This window comes from Burkholderia sp. JP2-270 (assembly GCF_003233675.1).
In the GTDB taxonomy this organism is placed as follows: domain Bacteria; phylum Pseudomonadota; class Gammaproteobacteria; order Burkholderiales; family Burkholderiaceae; genus Burkholderia; species Burkholderia pyrrocinia_C.
Genome location: NZ_CP029824.1, coordinates 3,654,054 through 3,678,845, shown reverse-complemented (window position 1 = coordinate 3,678,845; position 24,792 = coordinate 3,654,054). Strand labels below are relative to the sequence as shown.

The following is a 24,792-nucleotide window of genomic DNA, read 5'->3' as shown; positions in this document are numbered from 1 at the left end:
TTGAAGAACCATCGAGACATGAGTGAGCCGATCCGCTTCTACCATCGTCACGCAATCCGCGAAGTCAGCGGCGCGGACGTTACCCGCACCGTGCTGCAGTACCTGCGCGAGGACGCGCATTGCACCGGCACCAAGGAAGGCTGCGCGGAAGGCGACTGCGGCGCGTGCACGGTCGTTGTCGGCGAGCTGACCGACGCCGGCGCGGTCGAGTTCAAGGCCGTCAACGCGTGCATCCAGTTCCTGCCGACGCTCGACGGCAAGGCGCTGCTGACGGTCGAGGACCTGCGCCAGCCGGACGGCGCGCTGCATCCGGTGCAGCAGGCGATGGTCGACTGCCACGGTTCGCAATGCGGGTTCTGCACGCCCGGCTTCGTGATGTCGATGTGGGCGCTGTACGAGAAGCACGGCCACGAAGGCTGCGGCAGCGCGTGCGCGAAGGCGAAGGACGTGCCGACGCGCACCGAGATCGCCGACGCGCTGACGGGCAACCTGTGCCGCTGCACCGGCTATCGCCCGATCGTCGATGCGGCCGTGCAGATGTATGACGCTCCGGCGCCGTCGGCACCGGTCGACACGGCCGCGCTCGCCCGTACGCTCGCGTCGCTCAGGCGCGACGATACGTTCGACTATGCGACACCCTACGGCGCGCGCTTCGCGGCGCCGCGCACGCTCGACGCGCTGGCCGCGCTGAAGGTCGAACGGCCCGACGCGCGGATCCTCGCGGGCAGCACCGACATCGGCCTGTGGGTCACGAAGCAGATGCGCCGGCTCGACGACCTGATCTACGTCGGCCAGATCGCCGAACTGCAGCGTGTCGCGGAGCGCGGCGACTGGATCGAGATCGGCGCGGGCGTGACGGTCGAGAACGCGTATGCGGCACTGGCCGGCACCTATCCGGAGCTGACCGAAATGTGGAAGCGCTTCGCGTCGCTGCCGATCCGCAACGCGGGCACGCTCGGCGGCAACGTCGCGAACGGCTCGCCGATCGGCGATACGATGCCCGGCCTGATCGCGCTCGGCGCGCGCGTCGTGCTGCGCGGCGGCGACACGGTGCGCGAACTGCCGCTCGAGGCGCTCTACACGGGCTACCAGCAGAAGGATATGGCGCCGCACGAATTCGTCGTCGGCGTGAAGGTGCCGACCCGCACCGGCGCGCGCGCGAAGCTGCAGTTCCGCACCTACAAGCTGTCGAAGCGGTTCGACTCCGACATCTCGGCCGTCTGCGCGGCGTTCGCGTTCATCGCGGACGGCGACACGATCCGCGAGCCGCGCATCGCGTTCGGCGGGATGGCCGCGACGCCGAAGCGCGCGGCGCAAACCGAAGCCGTGCTCGACGGCGCGCTGTGGCACGAAGCCACCGCGCAGGCCGCGATGCAGGCGCTCGAGCGCGACTACCAGCCGCTGTCGGACATGCGCGCGACGAGCACGTATCGCCTCGATACCGCGAAGAACCTGATGTATCGCTTCTGGCTGGAGACGCGCCCGCACGACCCGCTGCCGCCGCAAGCCCTGAATGTGCGTGAAGTGGCTGCCGAAGCCGGCGCCGACGCGGCGCGCGTCTGAAGACGGAGAACACCGAAGATGAACCAGCAAGCAGAACCGTTCCTGAGCACCCTCGACCCGCAAGCCGACGCCGCGCAGGTGCACGTATCGCGCGCGCACGAATCCGCGCACCTGCACGTCAGCGGGCGTGCCACCTATACCGACGACATTCCGGTCGTCGCGGGCACGCTGCACGCGGCGCTCGGATTGTCGGCGAAACCGCACGCGAGGATCGTGTCGATGAACTTCGACGCGGTGCGCGCGACGCCGGGCGTGGTCGCGGTGTTCACGGCCGACGATATCCCGGGCGTCAACGATTGCGGCCCGATCATCCACGACGACCCGGTGCTCGCCAAGGGCATCGTGCAGTTCGTCGGCCAGCCGATGTTCATCGTCGTCGCGACGTCGCATGAAACCGCGCGGCTCGCCGCGCGCCGCGTGCAGGTCGACTACGAGGAGCTGCCCGCGATCCTGACCGCGCAGGAAGCGCGTAAGGCCGAAACCTACGTGATCCCGCCGCTGAAGCTCGCGCGCGGCGACGCGGCCGCGCGGCTCGCCGCCGCGCCGCACCGCGAGTCGGGCGAAATGCTGCTCGGCGGCCAGGAGCAGTTCTACCTGGAAGGGCAGATCGCGTACGCGGTGCCGAAGGACGACGACGGGATGCACGTGTACTGCTCGACGCAGCACCCGAGCGAGATGCAGCACCTCGTCGCGCACGTGCTCGGCGTCGCGTCGCACAACGTGCTGGTCGAATGCCGCCGGATGGGGGGCGGATTCGGCGGCAAGGAATCGCAGTCGGGCCTGTTCGCGTGCTGCGCGGCGCTCGCCGCGTGGAAGCTGCTGTGCCCGGTGAAGCTGCGCCCGGACCGCGACGACGACATGATGATCACCGGCAAGCGGCACGATTTCCACTACCGCTTCGACGTCGGTTACGACGACGACGGCCGCCTTGACGGCGTGGCGCTCGAGATGACGTCGCGCTGCGGTTTCTCGGCCGACCTGTCGGGCCCGGTGATGACGCGCGCGGTGTGCCACTTCGACAACGCATACTGGCTGGGCGACGTCGACATCGCCGGCTACTGCGGCAGGACCAACACGCAGTCGAACACCGCGTTCCGAGGCTTCGGCGGCCCGCAGGGCGCGTTCGCGATCGAGTACATCCTCGACGACGTCGCGCGCGCGCTCGACCGCGATCCGCTCGACGTCCGCTACGCGAACCTGTACGGCAAGACCGAACGCAACGTGACGCCGTACGGGCAGACGGTCGAGGACAACGTGCTGCAGGAGCTGCTCGGCGAACTCGAGGCGACGAGCGACTATCGCGCGCGGCGCGCGGGCGTGCGCGAATTCAATGCACGCAACGCGGTGCTGAAGAAGGGCATCGCGCTCACGCCGGTGAAGTTCGGGATCGCGTTCAACGTCACGCACTTCAATCAGGCCGGCGCGCTGGTGCACATCTACACCGACGGCTCGGTGCTCGTGAACCACGGCGGCACGGAGATGGGGCAGGGGCTCAACACGAAGGTCGCGCAGGTCGTCGCGCACGAACTCGGCATCCGCTTCGGCCGGATTCGCGTGACGGCGACCGATACGAGCAAGGTCGCGAACACGTCCGCGACGGCCGCGTCGACCGGCTCGGACCTGAACGGCAAGGCCGCGCAGGATGCGGCGCGCCAGTTGCGCGAGCGGCTCGCGGTGTTCGCGGCGAAGCAGTACGGCGACGGCAACGCCGATGCGGCCGACGTGAAGTTCGGCAACGATATCGTGTGGGTCGGCGGCCAGGGCGTGCCGTTCGGCGAAGTGATCGCGAAGGCCTACCTTGCACGTGTGCAGTTGTGGTCCGACGGTTTCTATGCGACGCCGAAGCTGTACTGGGATCAGTCGAAGCTGCAGGGCCGGCCGTTCTACTACTACTCGTACGGCGCGGCCGTATCGGAAGTCGTGATCGACACGCTCACGGGCGAGATGCGCACGCTGCGCGTCGATGCACTGCACGACGTGGGTGCGTCGCTGAACCCGGCGCTCGATATCGGCCAGGTCGAAGGCGCGTTCATCCAGGGGATGGGCTGGCTGACGACCGAGGAGCTGTGGTGGAACAAGGGCGGCAAGCTGATGACGCATGCGCCGTCCACGTACAAGATCCCGACCGTCAACGACACGCCGCCCGAGTTCAACGTGCGGTTGTTCGAGAACCGCAACGTCGAGGACAGCATCCACCGGTCGAAGGCCGTCGGCGAGCCGCCGCTGCTGCTGCCGTTCTCGGTGTTCTTCGCGGTGCGCGACGCGGTCGCGGCGGTCGGCGATTACAAGGTGAACCCGCCGCTCGACGCGCCGGCCACCGGCGAGTCGATCCTGCGCGCGGTGAATGCGGTGCGTGCGGCCCGGGCAGTGCAGGCAGGCTGACATGAACGGACCCGCACGTTCGCTTCGCACCGCGTCGCCCCCGACGTTCGCATCGGGCACCGGAGGGCGCAACCGCGCGACCGGCGCGCCGGCGCCGATGCACATCGTGCTGTTCGGCGCCGGGCACGTCGGTCACGCGCTCGTCACGCTGCTCGGCGCGCTGCCGTGCGTCGTGCAGTGGGTCGACACGCGCGACGAGCTGTTCCCGGACGAATGTCCGCCGAACGTGCAGCCGGAGCCGACCGATACGCCGGAGGCCGTCGTCGATGCGGCGCCGCCCGGCGCGTACTTCCTCGTGATGACGCACAACCACGCGCTCGACTTCGCGCTCGCCGCGCAGATCATGCGGCGGCGCGACTACGCGTACTTCGGGATGATCGGCTCGCGCACCAAGCGCGTGAAGTTCGAGCGCCGGCTCGCCGCGCGCGGCGTCGATCCGGCGCGGCTCGTGGAGATGGTGTGCCCGATCGGCGTCGCGGGCATCGTCGACAAGGCGCCGGGCGCGATCGCGGTGGCCGTGTGCGCGGAACTGCTGCAGGCGCGCTCGGGCATGCCGGTGGCCGACGCGAAAGCGGCCGCGGCGGGGCGCGCGCGCGACGACATGTACTGCGCGCGGTAACGTCGCGCGGCCGGCGCACGCTCGCGCGTTTTTGCATACACTGCACGGCAACGCGCGGCACCGGGCCGCGCCTTTCCGTGCAGGCGCCATGTCCGATCACCCGATCTATCTCGACGCGCTCGATGCGAGCCTCGTCGCCATCGAGCGCTGGCTGTCCGGCGTCGACACCGCGCCAGCGGCGCTCGACGCGCTGCTCGCGCCGTTCTCCACCGGTTTCACGATGATCCTGACCGACGGCCGCGTAGTCGACCGCGACGGCACGCGCGCGCTGTTCGCGAAGCTCGCCGGCGCGAAGCCGGGACTGCGCATCACGTTGTCGGAAATCCGCGTGCTCGCGGCCGACGCATCGCATGCGGTGATCACCTATCTCGAAGCGCAGCACGCGGCATCGGGCGAGCTGCCCGCGCGGCGCGCGACCGCCGTGTTCGAACGCGACGCGGCAGGCGTCGTGCGCTGGACCCATCTGCAGGAAACCTTCTGCACGGCCTGAGCGGCCGCGCCTTGCATCAGCGCTTGCGAGTGCGGGCGACCGTCAGCTCGTCGGACACGCTCTGCATCAGCGCGCACAGCCATGCGATGTCGGTCGGGCGGTCGGGCTGCGGATGCGTGAGCAGGTAGCTCTTGATGCGCGGGAACGGCACGGGCGGCATGACGACGACGAGCGGCAGCAACTGCGCGTAGTGCGTCGCGAAGCGGCGCGTCGTCGTGAAGATCAGGTCCGACTGCAGCAACACCTGCGGCACGATCCCGAAGTAAGGCAGCGTCGTCACGATGCGCCGCGCGAGGTGCGCGCGTGCGAGGCCGATCTCGATCGCGTTGCGCTTGTCGCCGGTGTACGGCGTGGGCGCGACATGCGCGGCCGACGCATACGCTTCGCGCGTGAGCGGCACGTGCGCGAGCGGGTGTGCTTCGCGCATCAGGCACACGATCGTGTCGGAGAACAGGTCCTGGCGCGCGAACTGCGGGTCGGGCTTCGGCCAGTTGCCGATCACGAGATCGAGCGCGCCCGATTCGAGCGCGCCCGCGTGGTCGAGCGCGGGATTCAGCGAATCGATTTCCAGGTGCGCATGCGGCGCCGCGTCGCGAAAGCGCTCGATCAGCGTCGGCATGAAGAAATCGTTCAGATAGTCGGGCGCGGCGACGCGGAACGTGCGCCGCGCGGACGACGGGTCGAAGTCGCCGTGCGGCGTCGCGATGAAGTCGACCTCGCGCAACGCGCGCTGCGCGGCTTCGAGCAGCGACGCGCCGTATTCGGTCGGCACCATCCCGGATTTGCCGCGCACGAGGATCGGGTCGTTCAGCGTCTCGCGCAGCTTGCGCAGCGCGGTGCTGATCGCGGGCTGGGTCTGGTTCAGCCGCAGCGCGGCCTGCGTGACGCTGCGCTCGAGCAGCAGCGTGCGCAATACGCGCACGAGCCAGATATCGAGCGAGGCGGTACGGTCGTCGTCTTCCATCGGTGCGGGGTGATTCGGGCGAAGCCTAACCTTACCACCGCAGCCGCGCGTTGCCGTGCGTGATACCGGCCATCACGCCCGACCCTTCGGCAGCGTGCTGATCCGCTTGACCTCGCTCGATTCGAGCCAGTTCGGCGTGCGCGCGCAGTACAGCACCATCGGCAGCGCGTCTTCACCCCAGAACAATTGCTTGTTCATCCAGAACGTCGGCACGCCGAACACGCCGAGCGCGATCGCGTCGGCATTGTTGCGGGCCAGTTGCGCACTCGTCTCCTCGAATTCGATCAGCTCGTCGCCGTGGCCGACGCCGACGCGTTCGCACAGCGCCGCGAAACCTTCCGGCGTCGACGGATCGTTGCCTTCGCGCCAGATGAAGCGGTACATCTCCAGCACCGTTACGATATCGGCGCGCAGCGCGATCGCGAGGCGCAACACCTTGTCGGAATCGAACGGGTGCGCGGGCGGCATCTTGAAGCGGATGCCGAGCTGTTCCGCGCGAAACAGCGCGTGACGGTACGTGAATACGCGCTTGGCCGGCACGTCGGCGCTCGGGCGTTGCCCCCAGTGGCGCTGCAGGTCCATGAGCGACACGGCGACCGGTTCGAACGGCACGTCCGGCCATTTGTCATGCTGTTCGAGCAGCAGATAGGAGAACGGCGACACGAAGTCGAAGAACCAGGCGGGCTGGGCGGTGTCGAGGCCGGTTGTCATGACGATCTCCAGAGGGTGGGGCATACGGCGGCCTCCATGGTACGCGGGCGGGCGCGCATGCAGCAATGATCGCGGATCGTCCGCCTACGCGGAACCGGGAGTCGCCCGGGGGGGCTCGCCGGCCGGAGGCGCGGCATCGGTGCGTGCATGCGGCTGGCCGCCGGCGCCGGGTGACCCTGCCGGCGTGTCCTGGTCGTGCGCGGTGAGCCGTTCGCGCACGAAGCCGATGTGCTCGCGCAGCACGTAGAACTGCCCCGCATAGGCGAGCGGCATCTTCATCCGGTTCACCGCTTCCTCGATGTCGTCGAGCTCGTCGAGCAACCGGACGCGTTCCTCGGCCGTGTGCTCGCCGAGCGCGCGGCGCTCGAGCGCGATCAGCGCGCCGTACCAGCGATAGATACGCGAGCGCACGCGCCAGCCGTACAGCGACGGCACGAGCCGCAGCCCGGGGATCAGCACGACGATCAGCGGCACGATCACGACGAGCAGCCGGTCGACGAGGCTCGCGACCCAGAACGGCAATCTCCGGTACAGGAAGGTCTTGCCCGACTTGTAGTAGCGCGCGGCATCGTCGGACAGCGGGAAGCCGCGCGTGACGGACGACGGGAATTCGCCCGCGTGCTGCAGGATCGTCGCGTGGCCGTGCACCTCGCGTGCGGCCTCGATCAGCAGGTCGGACAGCGCGGGGTGCAGCGAGTCGCGCGCGACCAGCTCGATCGTCGGCGCGACGGTGTGGATGTCGGCGGGCGGCAGGTTCCGGCCGAGATCGTAGACACCCATCGGCAGCGTGATCGCGGTCAGGTACGGAAAGCGCCGCGCGTACGCTTCGGCCTGCGTGAACGAATACACGTGCACGCCGGGCGCGCGGAACAGTTTTGCCATCACGGGGATCTGCGTCGAGTCGCCGGACAGGAACGCGGCGTCGATCTTGCCGTCGAGCAGCGCGGTCGCGGCGTCCTCGCCGGCGGTCGGCAGCAGCTCGGTCGGGCCGCCGGGCACGATGCCGTTCATCTTCAGCAGCGCGAGGCTCAGCTCGCGTGCGCCGCTGCCTTCCGCGCCGAGCGCGAGCCGCTTGCCCTTGAAGTCGGACAGGCGCGCGACGATCGGGCCGCGGTACATGATCGCGAGCGGCACGTAGCCGATGCTGCCGAGCGATACGAGTTGTTCGTCGCGCTCCTTCGGGCCGATGCCGCTCTGCACGAAGCCGACGTCGACCGGCGCGTTCGGGTTCGACAGCCGCGCGAGGTTCTGCGCGGATCCTTCGGACGATTCGACGTCGAGCGTGACGCCGTTCTTCGCGAGGATGGCCTTGTATTTCTGCGCGGCGTTCCAGTACGTGCTGCCGGGCGGCCCGGCCGAGATCACGAGCGTGGACGGCGGCGCCGGCTGGATCAGCCTGACCGCGAGCCAGACGGCCGCGCCCGCGAGCAGCACCGTCGGGCCGATCGACAGCGCGAGGTCGCGCCACGACACCGCGACGAAGCGGGCGAGGATGCGACGAGGCGGGCGAGGGAGGACAGGCTTCATGGGATCGGCGAATGACGCTGGCGTGACGCATCGATGACGGCCGTCATGGACGATGCGGATTCTCGCGGCGATGGTACCCGGTTTCGCCGCGCATGCGCGAGTCGGGCGCCGCGGCGCGGCTCCGCGACGACAGCGGCGGGCGGCGCTTCGTCAAAAGCTTTGCGCTTCCGCGGGCGCTGGATTACATTGTGCGACGCAGCCGCGCCCGATTCGCGCGCGACCCGGCACGCAATTAGACCGGGCGCGTCCGGCCGGTGGCTGTCCGGCCCGGCCGGCCCGCTATCGCGCGCGCCGGCTGTCGGCCCGTCTCGCCTCTCTCGTATCGCCGTGGAAATCACCGGCTGTCCCGCCCGTTCGCGCGCGGGCCGGCTGTCTTTGGGGGTATCCGGCCGTACTGTGCACGGCCGTTCCGGAGTTACAAGGAGATAGCATGAAGTCGATCGTGTTGAGAGCGTTGGGCGTCGCCGCCGTGGCGGCCTGTCTGTCGGGCAGCGTGTATGCGCAGTCGAGCGATGCGGCGGCAACCGAAGCGCCGGCGGCCGCGACGAGCGCGCCGAAGGCCGCCGCGAAAACCGCGAAGAAGGCGAACCGCAAGCTCGGCTACGCGGTGCGCAAGGCGATTTCGAAGGAAGCCGGCGTGGATGTGTCGAACCTCGTCGTGCGTTCGAAGGGCGGCGCGATCTCGCTGGAGGGCACGATGCCGGCCCAGGATCAGATCGACAAGGCCGAAGCTGCAGCCAAGGGCGTGAAGGGCGTGACGTCGGTCACGAACAAGCTGACGGTCCAGCAGCAGTGATGCAGGGCGGCGGCGCGCGAGCGCCGCGCATGCCCGCTTTCGGGCGGGCTCCGGCATGCCGGGGCCCGTTTGCGCTTCAAAGTCCGCAAGCCGCGTGCGACGCGGCGGCGGACCGATAACGATATCGAGAGGGCGGCGATGGCGAGGCTCGGGTGGGGCAGGTGGATGGTTTTCGGTGCGGCGCTGGCCGCTGTCGCGATGCTCGGCGCCTGCAACGGCGACGAATCGGCCGAGCGCAACCGGCTGCCCGGCTTCGTGTCCGGCAGCGTGCGCACGACCGCCTACGACGGCGCAAGCGACGATTTGTTGACGGCCGGCCTCGGCAAGACGGGGCTCGCGGCGGCGACCGCGCCCGGCTTTGCGAATCCGTCCCGGCCGACGAGCGCCGAGCTGCGCCGTCTCGCGATCTGGTCGAACTACCGCGCGCTCGTCGACATGAGCGCGAACGGCGGCTACGGCCGCTTCTGGGGGCCGAACGTCGACCTCGACGGCAACGACACGCTCGGCGAAGGCAAGATCCCCGGCACCGAGTATCTCGCGTATTCCGACGACGGCAGCGGCAGCAAGAACGTGACGCTGCTCGTGCAGGTGCCCGCCAGCTTCGACCCGGCGCAACCGTGCATCGTCACCGCGACGTCGTCGGGCTCGCGCGGCGTGTACGGCGCGATCTCCGCGGCCGGCGAATGGGCGCTCAAGCGCGGCTGCGCGGTCGCATACAACGACAAGGGCGGCGGCAACGGCGCGCACGAGCTCGGCACCGATACGGTCACGCTGATCGACGGCACGCTCGCCAACGCGGTGCTCGCCGGCACTGCGAGCCTGTTCACCGCGAACGTGACGAGCGGCGATCTCGCAGCGTTCAACAGCCGCTTCCCGAACCGCTATGCATTCAAGCACGCGCATTCGCAGCAGAATCCCGAACAGGACTGGGGGCGCGTGACGCTGCAATCGGTCGAGTTCGCGTACTGGGTGCTCAACGAGCAGTTCGGACCGCTGATCGACGGCTCGCATCACGGCGTGCGCTATCGTGCGGGCGACATCACGACGATCGCCGCGTCGGTCAGCAACGGCGGCGGCGCGTCGCTCGCGGCGGCCGAGCAGGACAACCGCGGCTGGATTACCGCGGTCGTGGTCGGCGAACCGCAGATCAATGTACGGATGGCGCCGAACGCAATCGTGCGCACGGGCGGCCAGCCCGTGCCGTCGTTCGGCCGGCCGCTGGCCGATTACGCGACGCTCGCGAACCTGCTGCAGCCGTGCGCGGCCGCGTCGGCATCGCTCGCCGGCGCGCCGTACCTGAGCGCGCTGCCGGCCGCGACCACGCAGTCGATCCGCACGCAGCGCTGCGCGACGCTCGCAGCGGCCGGGCTCGTGTCGGGCGCCGACCCGCAGAGCCAGGCCGCCGACGCGCTCGCGCAGCTCCACGCGGCCGGCTATCTGGCCGATTCCGACCTGCTGCAGGCGCCGATGTGGGATTCGCAGGCGATTCCGGCGATCGCTGTCACCTATGCAAACGCGTACACGCGCTCGCGCGTCACCGACAACCTGTGCAATTTCAGCTTCGCGACGACGAACGCGGCGACGGGTGCGGTCGCTTCGCCGGCCGCGTCGCCGATGACGGCCGTGTTCGGCGTCGGCAACGGCGTGCCGCCGACGGCCGGCATCAACCTCGTGTTCAATACGGGCGCGGGCGTCGACCACCGGCTCGCAACGCCCGATGCGAGCTTCGCGGGCGCGCTGTGCCTGCGCCAGCTCTGGACGAACGGGATGCTCGGGATGCCCGCGAACGTCGACGCGGTGCGCGTGAACGCGAACCTGCAGGGCAAGCCGGCGATCATCGTGCACGGCCGCAGCGACGCGCTCGTGCCGGTGAACCACGCGTCGCGCGCGTACGTCGCGCAAAACGGCATCAGCGAACGCGGGCGCAGCCGGCTCGTGTTCTACGAAGTGACGAACGGCCAGCACTTCGACGCGTTCCTGCCCGTCGCGGGCTTCGACACGCGCTTCGTGCCGATCCACTACTACAACCTGCAGGCGCTGAACCTGATGTGGCGGCACCTGAAGAACGGCGCGCCGCTGCCGCCGTCGCAGGTGATCCGCACGGTGCCGCGCGGCGGCACGCCGGGCGCCGCGCCCGCGCTGACGAGCGCGAACCTGCCGCCGATCTCGGCTGCGCCGGGCGCGAACGCGATCACGACCGGCGCCGGCGCGATCGACGTGCCGCTCTGACGGCGCCCGCCGCGCCGCCATCACGAAGCCGGACAGCCGTCCGGCTTTTTTTCATTTGATCGCCTGGAATCGGTCCCGTACCGCCTTTTATCCGAATGGCGAGTGCCGTAACAAATTATTACTTTACGGCGGTAAATCGGGAACCTATTATGCGCCGGTATTTTCACTTAATTTAATAAATTACAGATACGAGATATTTCTTTCCATTTGGTTAATTGATCCTTTCGATTTTATTAAATCGGCTTGAATTGCGATTGGTCGCCGTTCTGCGATTAATCGGCATTTCGCCGGCGGGGGATTGTTCGTCTGCTCGAAGCGAAGCGGCCTTGTTGGGTCGGGCTTTGCTGGGTGTGATTTTGCCGTCGATTTTGTGCGCATGCCAATGCGCGGAATGAATTCGTATTGCTGCGGATTATCGAATTGTTGTTCGTAATGGAATTGATTTCATTGTGCTGTCGCAGAAAAATATGGGTGGGGTAAATCGTGCCGATCGGCATTCGCCGATCCGGTAAAAAACTCGGAGTGCGTCGCATAACGAATGCATTCCCGGTGCGGAGCGCCGGCGCAAACGATCCTTTGCGGCCGGCGGTATTTATCGTTCTGTTCGAGAGGCAATAATGACGACACGGAAGTCCTTGAAAGACGGTTTCGCGCTATTTGGAACGACACTGAGCGTGCCGCTCGCCGCAGCCGCGGCCGCGGCGCTGCTCGTCACGGGATGCGGTGGCGACGACGGGCCGAGCCCGTCCGCTTCGGCTGCAACCGCGGCGGCGACGACCTCCGGCGGCAGCACGTCGGCCAGCACCGACGCAACGGCCGCCGCCGCGGCCGACCAGCCGTACGTCGACAACGACGTGTACGGCACCGGGCCGAACGACGCGGTCACGGATTCGACGGAAGGCGCCGCGGTCGTGCACCGCCAGGTCACGATCGGCGGCAAGACCGTCAAGTACACGGCCACCACGGGCCACCTGACGACGATCGATCCGATCACGTCGGCGCCGAACGCGAAGATGTTCTACGTCGCGTACACGCAGGACAATCCCGATCCGTCGAAGCCGCGCCCGGTCACGTTCTTCTACAACGGCGGCCCCGGCTCGTCGTCGGTCTACCTGCTGCTCGGTTCGTACGGGCCGAAGCGCTTGCAGTCGTCGTTCCCGAACTTCACGCCGCCCGCGCCGTACAAGCTGCTCGACAACCCGGACAGCCTGCTCGACCGTACCGACCTCGTATTCATCAACCCGGTCGGCACCGGTTATTCGGCTGCGATCGCCCCGGCGAAGAACAAGGACTTCTGGGGCACCGACCAGGACGCGCGCTCGATCGACCGCTTCATCCAGCGCTACCTGACCAAGTACTCGCGCTGGAATTCGCCGAAGTTCCTGTACGGGGAGTCGTACGGCACCGCGCGCAGCGCGGTCGTGTCGTGGGTGCTGCACGAGGACGGCATCGACCTGAACGGGATCACGCTGCAGTCGTCGATCCTCGACTACGCGAACGCACTGTCCGCGCCGGGTACGTTCCCGACGCTCGCGGCCGATGCGTTCTACTGGAAGAAGACGACGGTCAACCCGACGCCGACCGATCTCGACGCGTACATGGTCCAGGCCCGCAACTACGCGGACAACACGCTCGCGCCGCTCGCGCAGAAGCCGAACCCGCAGGACGGCGGCTTCGTGAACGTGCGGCTGAACCTGAACCTGCAGACCGCGCAGCAGATGGGTTCGTACATCGGCACGGATCCGACGTCGCTGATCCAGACCTTCGGCAACCCGGCCGCGCTCGGCAACGTGCCGTCGTCGAACGACAACCCGCCGTACACGTTCTTCCTGACGCTCGTGCCGGGCACGCAGATCGGCCAGTACGACGGTCGCGCGAACTTCACGGGCAAGGGCATCGCGCCGTACATCCTGCCGAACTCGGGCAGCAACGATCCGTCGATCACGAACGTCGGCGGCGCGTACACGGTGCTGTGGAACAGCTACATCAACACCGACCTCAAGTACACGTCGACGTCGTCGTTCGTGGACCTGAACGACCAGGTCTTCAACAACTGGGACTTCAGCCACACGGACCCGACCGGCGCGAACCGGGGCGGTGGCAATACGCTGTACACGGCCGGCGACCTCGCATCGACGATGAGCGTGAACCCGGACCTGAAGGTGCTGTCGGCGAACGGTTATTTCGATGCGGTCACGCCGTTCCACCAGACGGAGCTGACGCTCGCGCAGATGCCGCTCGATCCGACGCTCAAGGCGCAGAACCTGACGATCAAGAACTACCCGTCGGGCCACATGATCTACCTGAACGACGCGTCGCGGACCGCGCTGAAGGGCGATCTCGCCAACTTCTACGACGGCATCCTCGCGAACCGCACCGCACTGCAGCGCGTGCTGAAGCTGCAGGCGCGCACGCAGCAGCTCAAGCAGCAGCAACTGAAGCAGCAGGGGCAGTAAGCGCCGCGGGCGGCTTTGTGCCGCCCCGGATGGACGACAGCCCGATCGGCGCGGCCGGTCGGGCTGTTTTTTGCGGCGGGCGATGGGCCGGCGTGTCGTGCGCTGGCGGGACAGGACGTAATGGAGGAGGAAAGCGCGGCCGGCCCGCTTACGCGAGCACGAGCCGCACGCCGACCGCGACGAGCGTCGCGGCGAGCAGGTTGCGCAGCAGCCGCTCGGGCGCGCGCGCCGACAGCAGGCTGCCGAGCACGATGCCGGGCAGCGAGCCGAGCAGCAGCGACAGCAGCATCGACCAGTCGACCGAGCCGAGCAGCCAGTGGCCCATGCCCGCGACGAGCGTGAGCGGCACCGCGTGCGCGATGTCGGAGCCGACGATGCGGGTCGTCGCGAGTGCCGGATACAGCAGCAGGAGCACGGTCACGCCGATCGCACCGGCGCCGACCGACGTCATCGACACGAGTATGCCGAGCACGGCGCCTGTCAGCACGGTCGACCATAGCGTGCGCGCGGGGCTCGGCGCGAGCGGGTTGCGCGCGGCGAACGCGGTGAGCTGCGGCCGGAAGATCAGCGCGAGCGACGTGAGCAGCAGCGCGATGCCGAGCACGAGCTGGATCATCCGCGCGGTGCCCGGCGTGTTCATCCCGTGCGTGTGCAGCCACCACAGCGTGAGCGCCGCGGCCGGGACGCTGCCCGCCGCGAGCCGGCCGGTGATGCGCCAGTCGATCGAACCCTTCAGGCCGTGGACGAGCGTGCCGGTGGCCTTGGTCGCGGCCGCGTACAGCAGGTCGGTGCCGACCGCCGTCGCGGGGTGGACGCCGAACAGCAGCACGAGGATCGGCGTCATCAGCGAACCGCCGCCGACGCCCGTCAGGCCGACGAGGATGCCGACGAACAGACCGGACAGGGAGTACAGCAGATCGATATGGGGAAGCGACATCGGAAGCAGGCGGTTATGCGGCGTTCGGCGGCGGCGCGTGGGTCAAAGTCCGCCATTGTCGCAAAAGTGGCGGGTCGATGTACGACTGTGTTCAAAATCGGCCGCAAAGGCCGGTGCCGCGGGCGGCCGGACGGGTGTGAAACGCGTGTTCGAGCGAGGGCGGGGCCGATAACGGTGATCGGCCCGAAAGGTATGACGAACCGGGAATGCCTGCCGCGGCTCGGCACCCGCAAAAAAGGGCGCGACACTGCGCACCCTGGTTCGATGCCGGCGACCGGCTTCGTCGGCCGACGATCAGTGCGTCGCGGGGCCGACGCCTTCGACGCCGTTCTGCGGCCGGATGCGCAACGCGAGGCCGATCAGCGCGGCCGCGGCGGCGAACGTCGCGCCGAACGCGAATGCCGCATGATAGCCGCCGTTCAGTGCGTCGAGCGGCGCCGCCTGCGCGGCCGCGAGCGTATCGGTGCGGGCGGCCGCGAGGCTCGCGAGCACCGCGAGGCCGAGCGCGCCGCCCATCATGAACGCGGTGTTGACGATCCCGGACGCCAGCCCGGAATCGGCCGGATCGACGTCGCTCATCGCGGCGAGCAGCATCGGGTTGAATGCGACGCCCGCGCCGATGCCGAGCAGCGTCATGCCGGGCAGCACGTGCCAGACGAAACCGCCGTCGACCGGTGCGCGCGAGAACAGCGCAAGGCCGCAGGCCGCGATCAGCAGGCCGGCCGCGATCGGGCCGCGGATCCCGAAGCGCATCACGATGCGCGCCGACAGCCCGAGCGAGAACGCGGCCATGATCAGGTTCGCCGGCAGGAACGCGAGGCCGACCTGCAGCGGTGCGTAGCCGAGCACACGCTGCATGTACAGCGCGGACAGAAAGAACCACGCGAACATCGCGGCCGCCCACAGCACGCCGATCACGTTCGCGAGCGCGACGTTGCGCGCGGCGAACAGCGTGAGCGGCATCAGCGGATGCGCGGCGCGCGCCTCGATCGCGATGAACAGCGCGAGCAGCGCGACGGCCGCGCCGATCAGCGCGACGGTCTGCGTCGACAGCCAGCCGGCCTCGTTGCCACCGACGATCCCGTAGACGGCCAGCATCAGCGATGCGGTCACGGTGACCGCGCCCGCGACGTCGAGCCGCGCGGCGCCGGCCGGCGCGCGCATGCGCGGCAGCAGCGCGACGCACATCGCATAGACCGCGATGCCGATCGGCAGGTTGACGAGGAAGATCCAGTGCCACGACAGCGAACTCGTCAGCAGCCCGCCGAGCAGCACGCCGATGCTGCCGCCGCCCGCGCACACGAAGCCGTAGACGCCCATCGCCCGCGCGCGTTCGCCGGGCTCGGTGAACAGGTTCATGATCAGCGACAGCGAGACGGCCGACACGACCGCGCCGCCGAGCCCCTGCACCGCCCGCGCGGCAATCAGCATCGCCTGCGATTGCGCGAGGCCGCATGCGAGCGACGCGAGCGTGAACACGACCAGGCCCGCGAGGAACATGCGGCGCTGGCCGTACAGGTCGCCGAGCCGGCCGCCGAGCAGCAGGCAGCCGCCGAACGTCAGCAGGTACGCGTTGACGACCCACACGAGGGCCGTTTCGGTGAAATGGAGATCGGTGCTGATCGACGGCAGCGCCACGTTCACGATCGTGCTGTCGAGCACGATCATCAGCACGCCGAGGCAGAGCACGATCAGCGCATACCAGCGCTTTTCGCCGTGAATCCCGTGTGTCATGGGCCTGCAGCCTTCTGATAGTTATTTGAAAGGATGCATTGTAGACGTCCTCGACGCGGGCTTCCTGCCGGTTTGTGGCAGGAGCGACGCGTAGTGGCGCGTCCGGACGGGACGCGCGGGATGGGCGTTGCGCGTGTTACGGGCGCGCCGGCAGTTCGCAGCCGTCGGGGCCGCATGCCGCCGCGTCGCTGCCGGCGAGTTCGACGATGCCGTCCCGCCAAGCCTGGTCGAGCGCCTGCGCGAACGCGTCGGCCGGCTGTGCGCCCGATACCGCGTAGCGGCCGCCGAATACGAACAACGGCACGCCGCGCCCGCCGATCTGCGCGGCGCGCGCGATGTCGGCTTCGACTTCGGCGCGGTACGCGTCGCTGCGCAGCACGTCATCGACGGCCGAGCGCTCGAGCCCCGCTTCGACCGCGAATTCGGTCAGTTCCGCATGATCGAACAGCGAGCCGTGCTCGCAGAAATACGCGCGGTACAGCCGCTCGGTCAGCGCGTGCGCGCGGCCCGTCGCTTCCGCGAGCTTCACGAGCCGGTGGCCGTCGAGCGTGTCGCCGACGAGCGTGCCGGGCAGGTCGTAGCGCAGCCCGACGCTCGCGGCCGCGTCGGTCACCTGGCGCAGCATCTGGTCGACCTGCGCGGGCGACATCCGGTACTTGCCGGCGAGCATCGCCTCGACCGGCTCGACGGGCTGGCCGGGCATCAGCCGGTACGCGCGCAGCGCGACGTCGACGCGGTCGGCGTGTGCGAACGCTGCGAGCGCCTCGTCGAAGCGGCGCTTGCCGATCCAGCACCACGGGCAGATCAGGTCGGACCAGATTTCTACGGTGAGGGTCGGGCGGGCAGTCGGGGCGGGGGCGGTCGTCATGGGCGGTCCGGGGCGGCAAAAAAGTGTAACCGGGACTATATCATTTTATGTTTCGACGCTTGGCCCTGGCCGGGCCCGTGCGGAACGGGCCCGCGCGCGACGTATCACGAAGCATAGGCACGGAAGGCGCGGACCGATAGCGACTGCCGATCCGGATGCCGGATGCGGCGGCGGGGCCCGGCGAACCGGCCTGCGGGGCATGCCGCTTACGCGTCGCCCTGCGTTTCCTTCAGGTGCTTGAGATGCTTGTAGACCGTCGCGCGCCCCATCCCGAGCACGTTCGCGACGTAGTTCGCCGCGCTCTTGCCGCGGAACGCGCCTTCCGCGTGAAGCGCTTCGACGAGCTCGCGCCGGTGCTCGCGCGTGAGCCCGTTCAGCCCGACCTGCCGCTCGCGCAGCCAGCCGTGCAGGAACGTGTTGATGCGCTCCTGCCAGTCGTCGCGGAACAGCTCGTCCGGCTGCGCGACGACGCCCGCGCCCTTGATGAACAGGTCGAGCGTCGCGCGCACCTCGTCGAACACCGCGATGTTGAAGTTGATGCACATCATCCCGGCCGGACGGCCTTCGTCGTCGAACAGCACGTTGCTGACGCAGCGCATCCGCCGGCCGTCCCAGTTCAGCTTCTCGTACGGGCCGATCACGCGCTCGCGTGCGGAATGATCGATTTCCTCGAGCGCGGAATCGTCGCCGACCTCGCGCTTGGACAGGTTGTTCGCGAGATACAGCACGGTCTGGTCGTGCAGGTCGTGGATCACGACTTCCGCGTACGGGAAGAACAGCGCGGCGATACCGTCGGCGATCGGCGCGTAACGGGTGAGCAACAGGTCTTTGACGGGGGATCTCTTCTTGCGCATCGGTGTCGCCATCTCGGGTGGGCGGGGGCCGGGCGGCGCATCGGGCCGGCGTGCCGGCGCGCCGGTGGCCGGCATGCCCGTGCGCCCGCGCGCGGCCGCCGCGGCGGTTGCGCCATTGTATCGGCCCCGCGCCCGCGTGATGCTCATGCGCGCGTCAGGTGCGTGTACAGCGCGTGCGCGATCGCGATGTCCTCGAGCCCGAGGCCGATCGAGCGGAAGAACGCGTGACGCGTGCGCGACGGCGCAGCGCAAGTACCCGCGACGAGAGCCGGCAAGTCGCCGACGATCCGCCCGGCGTCCCAGCCGTGGTCGGCCGCCGCGATCTGCATCTCGCCGGCGCTCGCGGGCGTCGTGTGCCGGTAGTCGCAGTACACGTCCATGTCGGGCAGCCATGCGGGCGGGATCTCGTGCGCACGTACGACGTTCGTGCTGATCGACGTGACGAGCGCGGGGCGCGTGAGCATCCCGTCGCCGAGCACGGGCGTGCCCGACGACGTGCACAGCATCACGACGTCCGCGTCGCGCACGCAGGCTTCGACGCTCGCAGCCGCGCGTGCGCGCGGGTCGAGCTCGACGAGCGTCGCCTGCTGCGCCGCATCGCCGGCGAGCGCGGGCGAGTACACGCGGATCGTCTCCCAGTCGCGCAATGCCGCCGTGTGCCGCAGGTGCGCGAGGCCGACCGCGCCCGCGCCGACGATCGCCAGATGACGCGCGTCGCGCGGCGCGAGGCAGTCGACCGCGAGTGCGGTCGTGCCGGCGGTGCGCTCGACGGTCAGCCGCCCCGCGTCGCACCACATCAGCGGCTGGCCGGTGCGCATCGACATCAGCGCGGTCCACGCGGTGACGATCGGTTTCCCGTCGGGTTTGCCGCCCGTCACGACGTACGGCGACAGCTTCGCGCCGAACACCTGCTCGTCGGCGAGCGCGCCGAGATACGTGATGAAGTCGCCGGCCTGGTCGGGAAACAGCGTGAGGGTCTGCGGCGGCTGCACCGCGCGCGCCGACGCGAGCGACGCGAACATGCGGCGCAGCGTGCCGAGCACGTCGAGCGACGGCAGGGCCGCGCGCACCACGGCTTCGTCGACGGTCAGCGGCAGGGGCGGGACAGTTTGCGTCATGGGGACATCTCCGGTCGGGGCCGGACAGGCATGTCTAGAAAGACGGTGTCCGGCGGTGTTCGTGATGGACGAAAAGTCTAATATAGACAAGCGAAATCTGGAGAATTTTTCTTTTCGAGACTTTTCAGTCGCTGTATTTTTTGGAAAACACTTAAAAATCAATGATGTATTGAGAGGTCGACGCAATTTCTATGTGGCGCGACGGTGCGCGATCCTCGTATCCCCTATAGTCTAATATAGACTTTTAGTCTATATTTCGCGTGCAGGACAAGACGTGTCGCCGTGCGGCGGCCGCCTGTGTCGAATGCCGATCCGGCGCCCGGACGAGGGCGCCGCGCGACCGCTCTTCATCGCCTCAATCCAGAACAGAAGGACCGCCATGAACTGGAAGCTTTCCCTCTGCGCCGCCGCGGCGCTTGCGTGCGCGGCCGTCACGGCACACGCGGAACAGACCACATTGCGCTTCGGGATCGAAGCCGCCTATCCGCCGTTCGAGAGCAAGACGCCGGCCGGCCAGTTGCAGGGTTTCGACGTCGATATCGGCAACGCGGTATGCGCGAAGCTGAACATGAAATGCGTGTGGGTCGAAAATTCGTTCGACGGCCTGATCCCGGCGCTGCAGGCGCGCAAGTTCGACGCGATCAACTCGGCGATGAACATCACCGCGAAGCGCAAGCAGAGCATCGACTTCACGCCGGCGATCTACGTGGTGCCGATCGTGATGGTCGCCAGGCGCGGCTCACCGCTGCGGCCCGACGTCGCGAGCCTGCGCGGCAAGCATGTCGGCGTGCTGCAGGGCTCGTCGCAGGAGGATTTCCTGAAGGCGCACTGGGCCGATGCGGGCGTGGCCGTCGTGTCGTATCAGGACCAGGACCAGATCTACGCCGATCTCGTCGCCGGTCGTCTCGACGCGGCCGTGCAGGAAGCGCAGACCGCGCAGGACGGTTTCCTCGACAAGCCGGCCGGCCGCGACTACCGGATCGTCGGCGAGCCGCTGAAGGATCCGGCGACGCTCGGCGAGGGCACCGGCTTCGGGTTGCGCAAGGGCGACAAGGCGCTGCAGGCGAAGATCGTCGGCGCGCTCGACGCGCTGAAGAAGGACGGCACGCTGGGCGCGCTGTCGCAGAAGTACTTCAAGCGCGACATCGTCGCGAAGTAAGCACGGCCGCGCGCCGGCCGTGGTGCCGGCGCGCGTCGCATCGAATCTCGACGCTGGGCGGGGAAGCATGGATTTCGACGTCATCGTTCTGGGGGCCGGCATCGTCGGCGTGTCGTCGGCGCTGCATCTGCAGGATCGCGGGCTGCGCGTCGCGCTCGTCGACCGGCGCGCGCCCGGCGAGGAAACGAGCCACGGCAATGCCGGGCTGATCGAGCGCTCGTCGGTCGTGCCGTATGCGTTTCCGCGCCGGCTCGGCACGCTGCTGCGCTATGCGCGCAACCGCTCGGTCGATCTCTATTGGGACTATCGCGCGCTGCCCGCGTATGCGGGCTGGCTCGCGCGCTTCTGGCGCGAATCGTCGCCGCAGCGGCTCGCGGCCGCCGCGCGCGACATGCTGCCGCTCGTCGCGGCGAGCGTCGTCGAGCACGATGCGCTGCTCGCGCGCACCGACGCGCAGCCGCTCGTGCACGGCGGCGGGTGGCTCGAGGCGTTCCGTTCGCCCGCGCTGTTCGACGCGGAAACGCGCGCGCAGCAGCGCGTTGCCGACGTGCACGGGTTGCGGATGACCGTGCTCGACAAGCGTGCGCTGCGCGAACGCGAGCCCGGCGTCGGCGACGCATTCTGCGGCGCGTTCCATTGGCAGGACCCGAAGACCGTGTCGAACCCGGGCGGGCTGACCAAGGCCTACGCGCGGCTGTTCGAACGCGACGGCGGCACGTTCGTGCTCGGCGACGCGAAGACGCTCGCGCAGGTGGATGGCGGCTGGCGGGTCGCCACCGAGCGTGGGGCGATTTCGGCGCGCTCGGCCGTGGTCGCGCTCGGGCCGTGGTCCGATCACGTGTTCGCGCCGCTCGGCTACCGGATTCCACTGCGCGCGAAGCGCGGCTACCACATGCATTACCTGCCGACGCGCACGCTGCTGAACGTGCCGGTATGCGATACCGAGGAAGGCTTCGTCGTCGCGCCGATGGAAGGCGGCCGCCTGCGGCTCACGACCGGCGTCGAGATCGCGCTGCGCGGTGCGCCGCCGACCGGCGTGCAGCTCGCGCGCGCCGAGCCGCTGGCGCGCGACGCGTTCGGCATCGGTGAACGGCTCGATCGCGAGCCGTGGCTCGGGATGCGGCCGTGCACGCCCGACATGCGTCCGGTGATCGGGCCCGCGCCGCGCCATCGGCATCTGTGGTTCGCGTTCGGCCATTGCCATCACGGGCTCACGCTCGGCCCCGCGACCGGGCGCCTGCTTGCCGAAATGATGACGGGCGCGCCGACCTATATCGATCCCCATCCATACCGGCCCGCGCGCTTCGGTTGAGCCGGCGGCGCGGCGATGCGGCCGCAACAGTTTTTCATCCGGCTATCCGAATTATCAAAAGCCGGGTAATCGGAAATGATCTGTGTAATCGCCGGGAAAGAAGTCGCGCAATAAAGAAAAATAAGAGAATTAGCGATTTATCAATGCATTTTCATTTCGCTGAAATGCGCATTGGGCAGTCGGTCCTGACGCTGCATGGCAGCGTCGCGACCGCACGCTCCGGCGTTACGCGAATGTACCGGAACACGTTACTGCAGGGCTCGCAAACGTTACGTTACATCCGCGTTCCGTCGGCCCTTTTATCAGATGATTCCGGTTCCGCAGCCCGCCTATTTCGCCTGAAATCCATAAAAAAGCGTTATTGCCAGGAAATAAGCGGGCGATGCAATCCGTTTTTTGAATTGGCACGCTTCGTGCAATCCGTCCCCATGCTTTATCAACGTAGTGCCAACCGAGATGGGGTAAATAAGAATGGGACAGAATTTCAAGTTGACGGGTGCGGCGCTGTCGGTTGCGACGGTGTTCGGGGTGCTGGCTTCGGGTTCCGCGCTGGCGGGGGCCCTCGATTCGCTGCCGATCCCGCAAGAGATCGTCAATCCGCCGACGAACAGCGTGTCGGTCGGGCTGGTCGCGACGGGTACGTCGCCGCTGGGCTCGGTCACCGTGACGACAGGCGGTTCGGGCGCGATCCAGACGTCGCTCGGCGGCCCCGGCCAGGTGCTGTCGGGCGCCGCGGGGGCGGTGACGGGCGCGCTCGGCGGTGGCGGCAACCCGGCCGGCGCGCTGACTGGCGCACTTGGCACGGTGACCGGTGCGCTGGGTAACGTCGGCGGCGGTGCGAACCCGCTGGCGCCGGTTCAAGGCGTAGTGAATCAAGTGACGGGCGCGCTCGGTGGCGGCAACCCGGCCGGTGCACTGACTGGCGCGCTGAATACCGCGACGGGGACGCTGAGCAACGCCCTCGGCACCGCAACGGGCGCTCTGGGTGGCATCGGCGGCGGCTCGAATCCGCTGGCGCCGGTCCAGGGCGTCGTCAATCAAGTGACCGGCGCACTCGGCGGCGGCAATCCGGCAGGCACATTGACCGGCGCCCTCGGCACGGTAACGGGCACCCTGGGCAACATCGGCGGCGGCTCGAACCCGCTGGCACCGATCCAGAGCGTCATCGACCAGGTGACAGGCACGCTCGGCAGCGGTAACCCGGCCGGCGCGCTGAGCAACGCGGCCAACACGATCACGGGCACGCTCGGCAGCGTCGGCGGCGCGGGGAGCCCGCTCGCGCCGGTGCAAGGCGTCGTCACGCAACTTGCCGGTACGCTCGGCAACGACAATCCGGCGGGCGCACTGACGGGCGCGCTGAACTCGGTGACGGGGGCGCTCGGCAACCTCGGCGGCTCGAACCCGCTCGCGCCGGTGCAGGGCGTCGTGAACCAGGTCGTCGGCACGCTGTCCGGCGCAGGCGGCGGCAGCCCGATCACGCCGATCACGAATCTCGTCAACGGCCTGCAGAACGCGCTGCCGACCGGCGGCAACGCTGCCGGAGCACTGACCGGTGCGCTCGGCTCGGTGACGGGTGCGCTCGGCAACCTCGGCGGCTCGAACCCGCTCGCGCCGGTCCAGGGTGTCGTGAACCAGGTCGTCGGCACGCTCGGCGGCAGCAATCCTGCTGCGGCGCTGAGCAACGCGGTCGGCACGGCCACGGGCGCACTCGGCAATGCAGTCGGCTCCGTCGCGGGCGCGCTCGGCGCGCTGGGCGGCACGAGCCCGCTCGCGCCGGTGCAGGGTGTCGTCAACCAGGTCGTCGGTACGCTCGGCAGCGGCAATCCGGCCGGAGCACTGACGGGCGCGCTGAACTCGGTGACGGGTGCCCTCGGCAACCTCGGCGGGGCGAACCCGCTGGCGCCGGTGCAAGGCGTCGTGAACCAGGTCGTAGGCACGCTGACGGGCGCGGCCGGCAACAGCCCGATCGCACCGATCACGAACCTCGTGAATGGCCTGACGGGCGGCAGCAACCCGGCCGGCGCACCGACCGGTGCGCTCGGCTCGGTGACGGGCGCACTCGCGAACGGTCCGGCGGCACTCGGCCAGGCGGCCGGCGCGCTGTCGGGCGCAGCCGGTTCGACGGCAGCGGCAGGCGGCAGCCTGCTCGGTTCGGGCTCGAACGCGGCCGGCGGCACGGCGGTCGCCGTCGGCTCGCTGTTGACGACGGGTGCCAACTCGACGGCGACGGTCGTCAATGCGGCCGGCACGTCGGTGGGCACGGCGCTCGGTTCCGCGCCGGGCCTGTCGGTGACGCCGCATTCGGGCAACGGCTCGCCGAACAACCCGCTCGCACCGGTGACGACGCTGCTCCAGTCGCTGACCGGCGCACTGCCGAGGTAACGAGCCGGAAACGCACGGCGGCGCCGTATCGGCCGCCGTGCGCAACGGCCATGCAACATGGGTCGCGCAACGCGGCATGACAGGGATGTCATGCCGCGTTGTCTTTTTGGGTTTCCCGCTTTATTTCGTCGTATGAATGGCCGATAGCGGGCCGCTGCCGATCGTCGCCGGGCGGCATGGAATAACCGGCCGCCTCCGTCCGTTTACTTACCGAGTCCCGGCACGACCGGCCGGCGGGATAATGGTCTCGACGAAGCCGATCGTCCCGTCCGGCGCCGCCGTGTCGCGATGCCATGTCAAAAGGAGAACGGGAATGAAACGGATGCTTTTCGCCGCCGCGCTGATGGCGGCGATCGTGCGGCCGGCGGCCGCGGAACCGCCGCAGGTCGGCGACGGGAAACTGGTCGACGAAGATCACATGACGCTGTACGTGTTCGATCGCGACGCGCCCGGCAAGAGCGCGTGCGACAGCGCGTGCGCGGCCAACTGGCCGCCCGCGATCGCCGACTCGTACGACAAGGCGTCGGGCGCGTGGAGCCTCGTCACGCGCAGCGACGGCAAGAAGCAATGGGCGTACCACGGACGCCCGCTGTATCGCTGGAAGATGGACCACAAGGCCGGCGACGCGGGCGGCGACGGGATCGGCGGCATGTGGCACGTTGCTCGTCCGTAACGGCGCGGCGACGCGCGA

General features: G+C 68.8%; 19 protein-coding genes. 11 read left to right on the top strand and 8 right to left on the bottom strand.

Annotated features, from left to right (window positions below; genetic code table 11):
- The first annotated feature begins 18 nt into the window (after positions 1–18).
- The 4 genes from xdhA (at position 19) to DM992_RS17430 (ending at position 5,054) form a co-directional block, all read left to right on the top strand.
- Positions 19–1,563 carry a xanthine dehydrogenase small subunit gene (xdhA, locus tag DM992_RS17445; RefSeq protein ID WP_111017725.1) on the top strand — a complete coding sequence of 515 codons (1,545 nt, stop codon included), beginning with the start codon at positions 19–21 and terminating at the stop codon, positions 1,561–1,563.
- A gap of 18 nt (positions 1,564–1,581) precedes the next feature.
- Positions 1,582–3,945, top strand: a complete 2,364-nt coding sequence (xdhB, locus tag DM992_RS17440) for a xanthine dehydrogenase molybdopterin binding subunit (RefSeq protein WP_111017724.1) — start codon at positions 1,582–1,584, stop codon at positions 3,943–3,945.
- 1 nt (position 3,946) lies between these two features.
- Positions 3,947–4,564 carry a xanthine dehydrogenase accessory protein XdhC gene (gene xdhC, locus DM992_RS17435; protein ID WP_111017723.1) on the top strand — a complete coding sequence of 206 codons (618 nt, stop codon included), beginning with the start codon at positions 3,947–3,949 and terminating at the stop codon, positions 4,562–4,564.
- A gap of 88 nt (positions 4,565–4,652) precedes the next feature.
- Complete coding sequence (locus DM992_RS17430) at positions 4,653–5,054, top strand: nuclear transport factor 2 family protein (protein WP_111017722.1); 402 nt, start codon at positions 4,653–4,655, stop codon at positions 5,052–5,054.
- Positions 5,055–5,070: 16 nt separating this feature from the next.
- On the opposite strand, the gene DM992_RS17425 is transcribed toward DM992_RS17430, so the two are convergent.
- The 3 genes from DM992_RS17425 to DM992_RS17415 form a co-directional block, all read right to left on the bottom strand.
- Positions 5,071–6,018 carry a LysR family transcriptional regulator gene (locus DM992_RS17425; RefSeq protein ID WP_111017721.1) on the bottom strand — a complete coding sequence of 316 codons (948 nt, stop codon included), beginning with the start codon at positions 6,016–6,018 and terminating at the stop codon, positions 5,071–5,073.
- A 72-nt stretch (positions 6,019–6,090) separates the two neighbouring features.
- Positions 6,091–6,729 (bottom strand): DsbA family protein, encoded by a 639-nt coding sequence (locus DM992_RS17420; protein WP_034182858.1) that lies wholly within the window; start codon positions 6,727–6,729, stop codon positions 6,091–6,093.
- A gap of 84 nt (positions 6,730–6,813) precedes the next feature.
- A complete protein-coding gene (locus tag DM992_RS17415; RefSeq protein ID WP_111017720.1) occupies positions 6,814–8,256 on the bottom strand; it encodes a TAXI family TRAP transporter solute-binding subunit in 1,443 nt (480 codons plus the stop codon).
- A gap of 430 nt (positions 8,257–8,686) precedes the next feature.
- Here DM992_RS17415 and DM992_RS17410 point away from each other — a divergent pair, with 430 nt between their 5' ends.
- The 3 genes from DM992_RS17410 (at position 8,687) to DM992_RS17395 (ending at position 13,737) form a co-directional block, all read left to right on the top strand.
- Entirely contained in the window at positions 8,687–9,052 is a 366-nt protein-coding gene (locus DM992_RS17410; RefSeq protein ID WP_111017719.1) for a BON domain-containing protein, read from the top strand.
- A gap of 138 nt (positions 9,053–9,190) precedes the next feature.
- Positions 9,191–11,281 (top strand): D-(-)-3-hydroxybutyrate oligomer hydrolase, encoded by a 2,091-nt coding sequence (locus DM992_RS17405; protein WP_111017964.1) that lies wholly within the window; start codon positions 9,191–9,193, stop codon positions 11,279–11,281.
- Positions 11,282–11,898: 617 nt separating this feature from the next.
- Entirely contained in the window at positions 11,899–13,737 is a 1,839-nt protein-coding gene (locus tag DM992_RS17395; RefSeq protein ID WP_034182862.1) for a peptidase S1, read from the top strand.
- 148 nt (positions 13,738–13,885) lie between these two features.
- Here DM992_RS17395 and DM992_RS17390 read toward each other — a convergent pair whose 3' ends face one another.
- The 5 genes from DM992_RS17390 to DM992_RS17370 all read right to left on the bottom strand — a co-directional run bounded on the left by DM992_RS17390 (position 13,886) and on the right by DM992_RS17370 (position 19,248).
- On the bottom strand, positions 13,886–14,674 hold the full coding sequence (locus DM992_RS17390; protein WP_111017718.1) for a sulfite exporter TauE/SafE family protein: 789 nt from the start codon (positions 14,672–14,674) through the stop codon (positions 13,886–13,888).
- A gap of 294 nt (positions 14,675–14,968) precedes the next feature.
- Positions 14,969–16,408: a DHA2 family efflux MFS transporter permease subunit gene (locus tag DM992_RS17385; RefSeq protein WP_111017717.1), complete on the bottom strand. Its 1,440-nt coding sequence runs from the start codon at positions 16,406–16,408 to the stop codon at positions 14,969–14,971.
- Between the two features lie 136 nt (positions 16,409–16,544).
- Entirely contained in the window at positions 16,545–17,276 is a 732-nt protein-coding gene (locus tag DM992_RS17380; RefSeq protein ID WP_111017716.1) for a DsbA family oxidoreductase, read from the bottom strand.
- Between the two features lie 206 nt (positions 17,277–17,482).
- The gene (locus tag DM992_RS17375) at positions 17,483–18,277 is read right to left on the bottom strand and encodes a PAS domain-containing protein (RefSeq protein ID WP_111017715.1); all 795 of its coding nucleotides are present in this window, start codon (positions 18,275–18,277) and stop codon (positions 17,483–17,485) included.
- Positions 18,274–19,248: an ornithine cyclodeaminase family protein gene (locus DM992_RS17370; RefSeq protein ID WP_111017714.1), complete on the bottom strand. Its 975-nt coding sequence runs from the start codon at positions 19,246–19,248 to the stop codon at positions 18,274–18,276. The genes DM992_RS17375 and DM992_RS17370 overlap by 4 nt, the downstream gene beginning before the upstream one ends.
- Before the next feature lie 379 nt (positions 19,249–19,627).
- On the opposite strand from DM992_RS17370, the gene DM992_RS17365 reads away from it, so the two are divergent.
- From DM992_RS17365 to DM992_RS17345, 4 genes are all read left to right on the top strand, one after another.
- Complete coding sequence (locus DM992_RS17365) at positions 19,628–20,407, top strand: ABC transporter substrate-binding protein (protein ID WP_111017713.1); 780 nt, start codon at positions 19,628–19,630, stop codon at positions 20,405–20,407.
- A gap of 67 nt (positions 20,408–20,474) precedes the next feature.
- Positions 20,475–21,719, top strand: a complete 1,245-nt coding sequence (locus DM992_RS17360) for an FAD-binding oxidoreductase (protein WP_111017712.1) — start codon at positions 20,475–20,477, stop codon at positions 21,717–21,719.
- Positions 21,720–22,190: 471 nt separating this feature from the next.
- Positions 22,191–24,101, top strand: coding sequence for a hypothetical protein (locus tag DM992_RS17350; protein WP_111017711.1), 1,911 nt, complete (start codon positions 22,191–22,193; stop codon positions 24,099–24,101).
- 313 nt (positions 24,102–24,414) lie between these two features.
- A complete protein-coding gene (locus DM992_RS17345; protein WP_034182870.1) occupies positions 24,415–24,774 on the top strand; it encodes a hypothetical protein in 360 nt (119 codons plus the stop codon).
- Positions 24,775–24,792 lie beyond the last annotated feature (18 nt).

Coding starts and splice junctions, on each gene's coding strand:
- xdhA (WP_111017725.1), top strand. CDS start 19: ATGAGTGAGCCGATCCGCTTCTACCATCGTCACGCAATCCGCGAAGTC.
- xdhB (WP_111017724.1), top strand. CDS start 1,582: ATGAACCAGCAAGCAGAACCGTTCCTGAGCACCCTCGACCCGCAAGCC.
- xdhC (WP_111017723.1), top strand. CDS start 3,947: ATGAACGGACCCGCACGTTCGCTTCGCACCGCGTCGCCCCCGACGTTC.
- DM992_RS17430 (WP_111017722.1), top strand. CDS start 4,653: ATGTCCGATCACCCGATCTATCTCGACGCGCTCGATGCGAGCCTCGTC.
- DM992_RS17425 (WP_111017721.1), bottom strand. CDS start 6,018: ATGGAAGACGACGACCGTACCGCCTCGCTCGATATCTGGCTCGTGCGC.
- DM992_RS17420 (WP_034182858.1), bottom strand. CDS start 6,729: ATGACAACCGGCCTCGACACCGCCCAGCCCGCCTGGTTCTTCGACTTC.
- DM992_RS17415 (WP_111017720.1), bottom strand. CDS start 8,256: ATGAAGCCTGTCCTCCCTCGCCCGCCTCGTCGCATCCTCGCCCGCTTC.
- DM992_RS17410 (WP_111017719.1), top strand. CDS start 8,687: ATGAAGTCGATCGTGTTGAGAGCGTTGGGCGTCGCCGCCGTGGCGGCC.
- DM992_RS17405 (WP_111017964.1), top strand. CDS start 9,191: ATGGCGAGGCTCGGGTGGGGCAGGTGGATGGTTTTCGGTGCGGCGCTG.
- DM992_RS17395 (WP_034182862.1), top strand. CDS start 11,899: ATGACGACACGGAAGTCCTTGAAAGACGGTTTCGCGCTATTTGGAACG.
- DM992_RS17390 (WP_111017718.1), bottom strand. CDS start 14,674: ATGTCGCTTCCCCATATCGATCTGCTGTACTCCCTGTCCGGTCTGTTC.
- DM992_RS17385 (WP_111017717.1), bottom strand. CDS start 16,408: ATGACACACGGGATTCACGGCGAAAAGCGCTGGTATGCGCTGATCGTG.
- DM992_RS17380 (WP_111017716.1), bottom strand. CDS start 17,276: ATGACGACCGCCCCCGCCCCGACTGCCCGCCCGACCCTCACCGTAGAA.
- DM992_RS17375 (WP_111017715.1), bottom strand. CDS start 18,277: ATGAGCATCACGCGGGCGCGGGGCCGATACAATGGCGCAACCGCCGCG.
- DM992_RS17370 (WP_111017714.1), bottom strand. CDS start 19,248: ATGACGCAAACTGTCCCGCCCCTGCCGCTGACCGTCGACGAAGCCGTG.
- DM992_RS17365 (WP_111017713.1), top strand. CDS start 19,628: ATGAACTGGAAGCTTTCCCTCTGCGCCGCCGCGGCGCTTGCGTGCGCG.
- DM992_RS17360 (WP_111017712.1), top strand. CDS start 20,475: ATGGATTTCGACGTCATCGTTCTGGGGGCCGGCATCGTCGGCGTGTCG.
- DM992_RS17350 (WP_111017711.1), top strand. CDS start 22,191: ATGGGACAGAATTTCAAGTTGACGGGTGCGGCGCTGTCGGTTGCGACG.
- DM992_RS17345 (WP_034182870.1), top strand. CDS start 24,415: ATGAAACGGATGCTTTTCGCCGCCGCGCTGATGGCGGCGATCGTGCGG.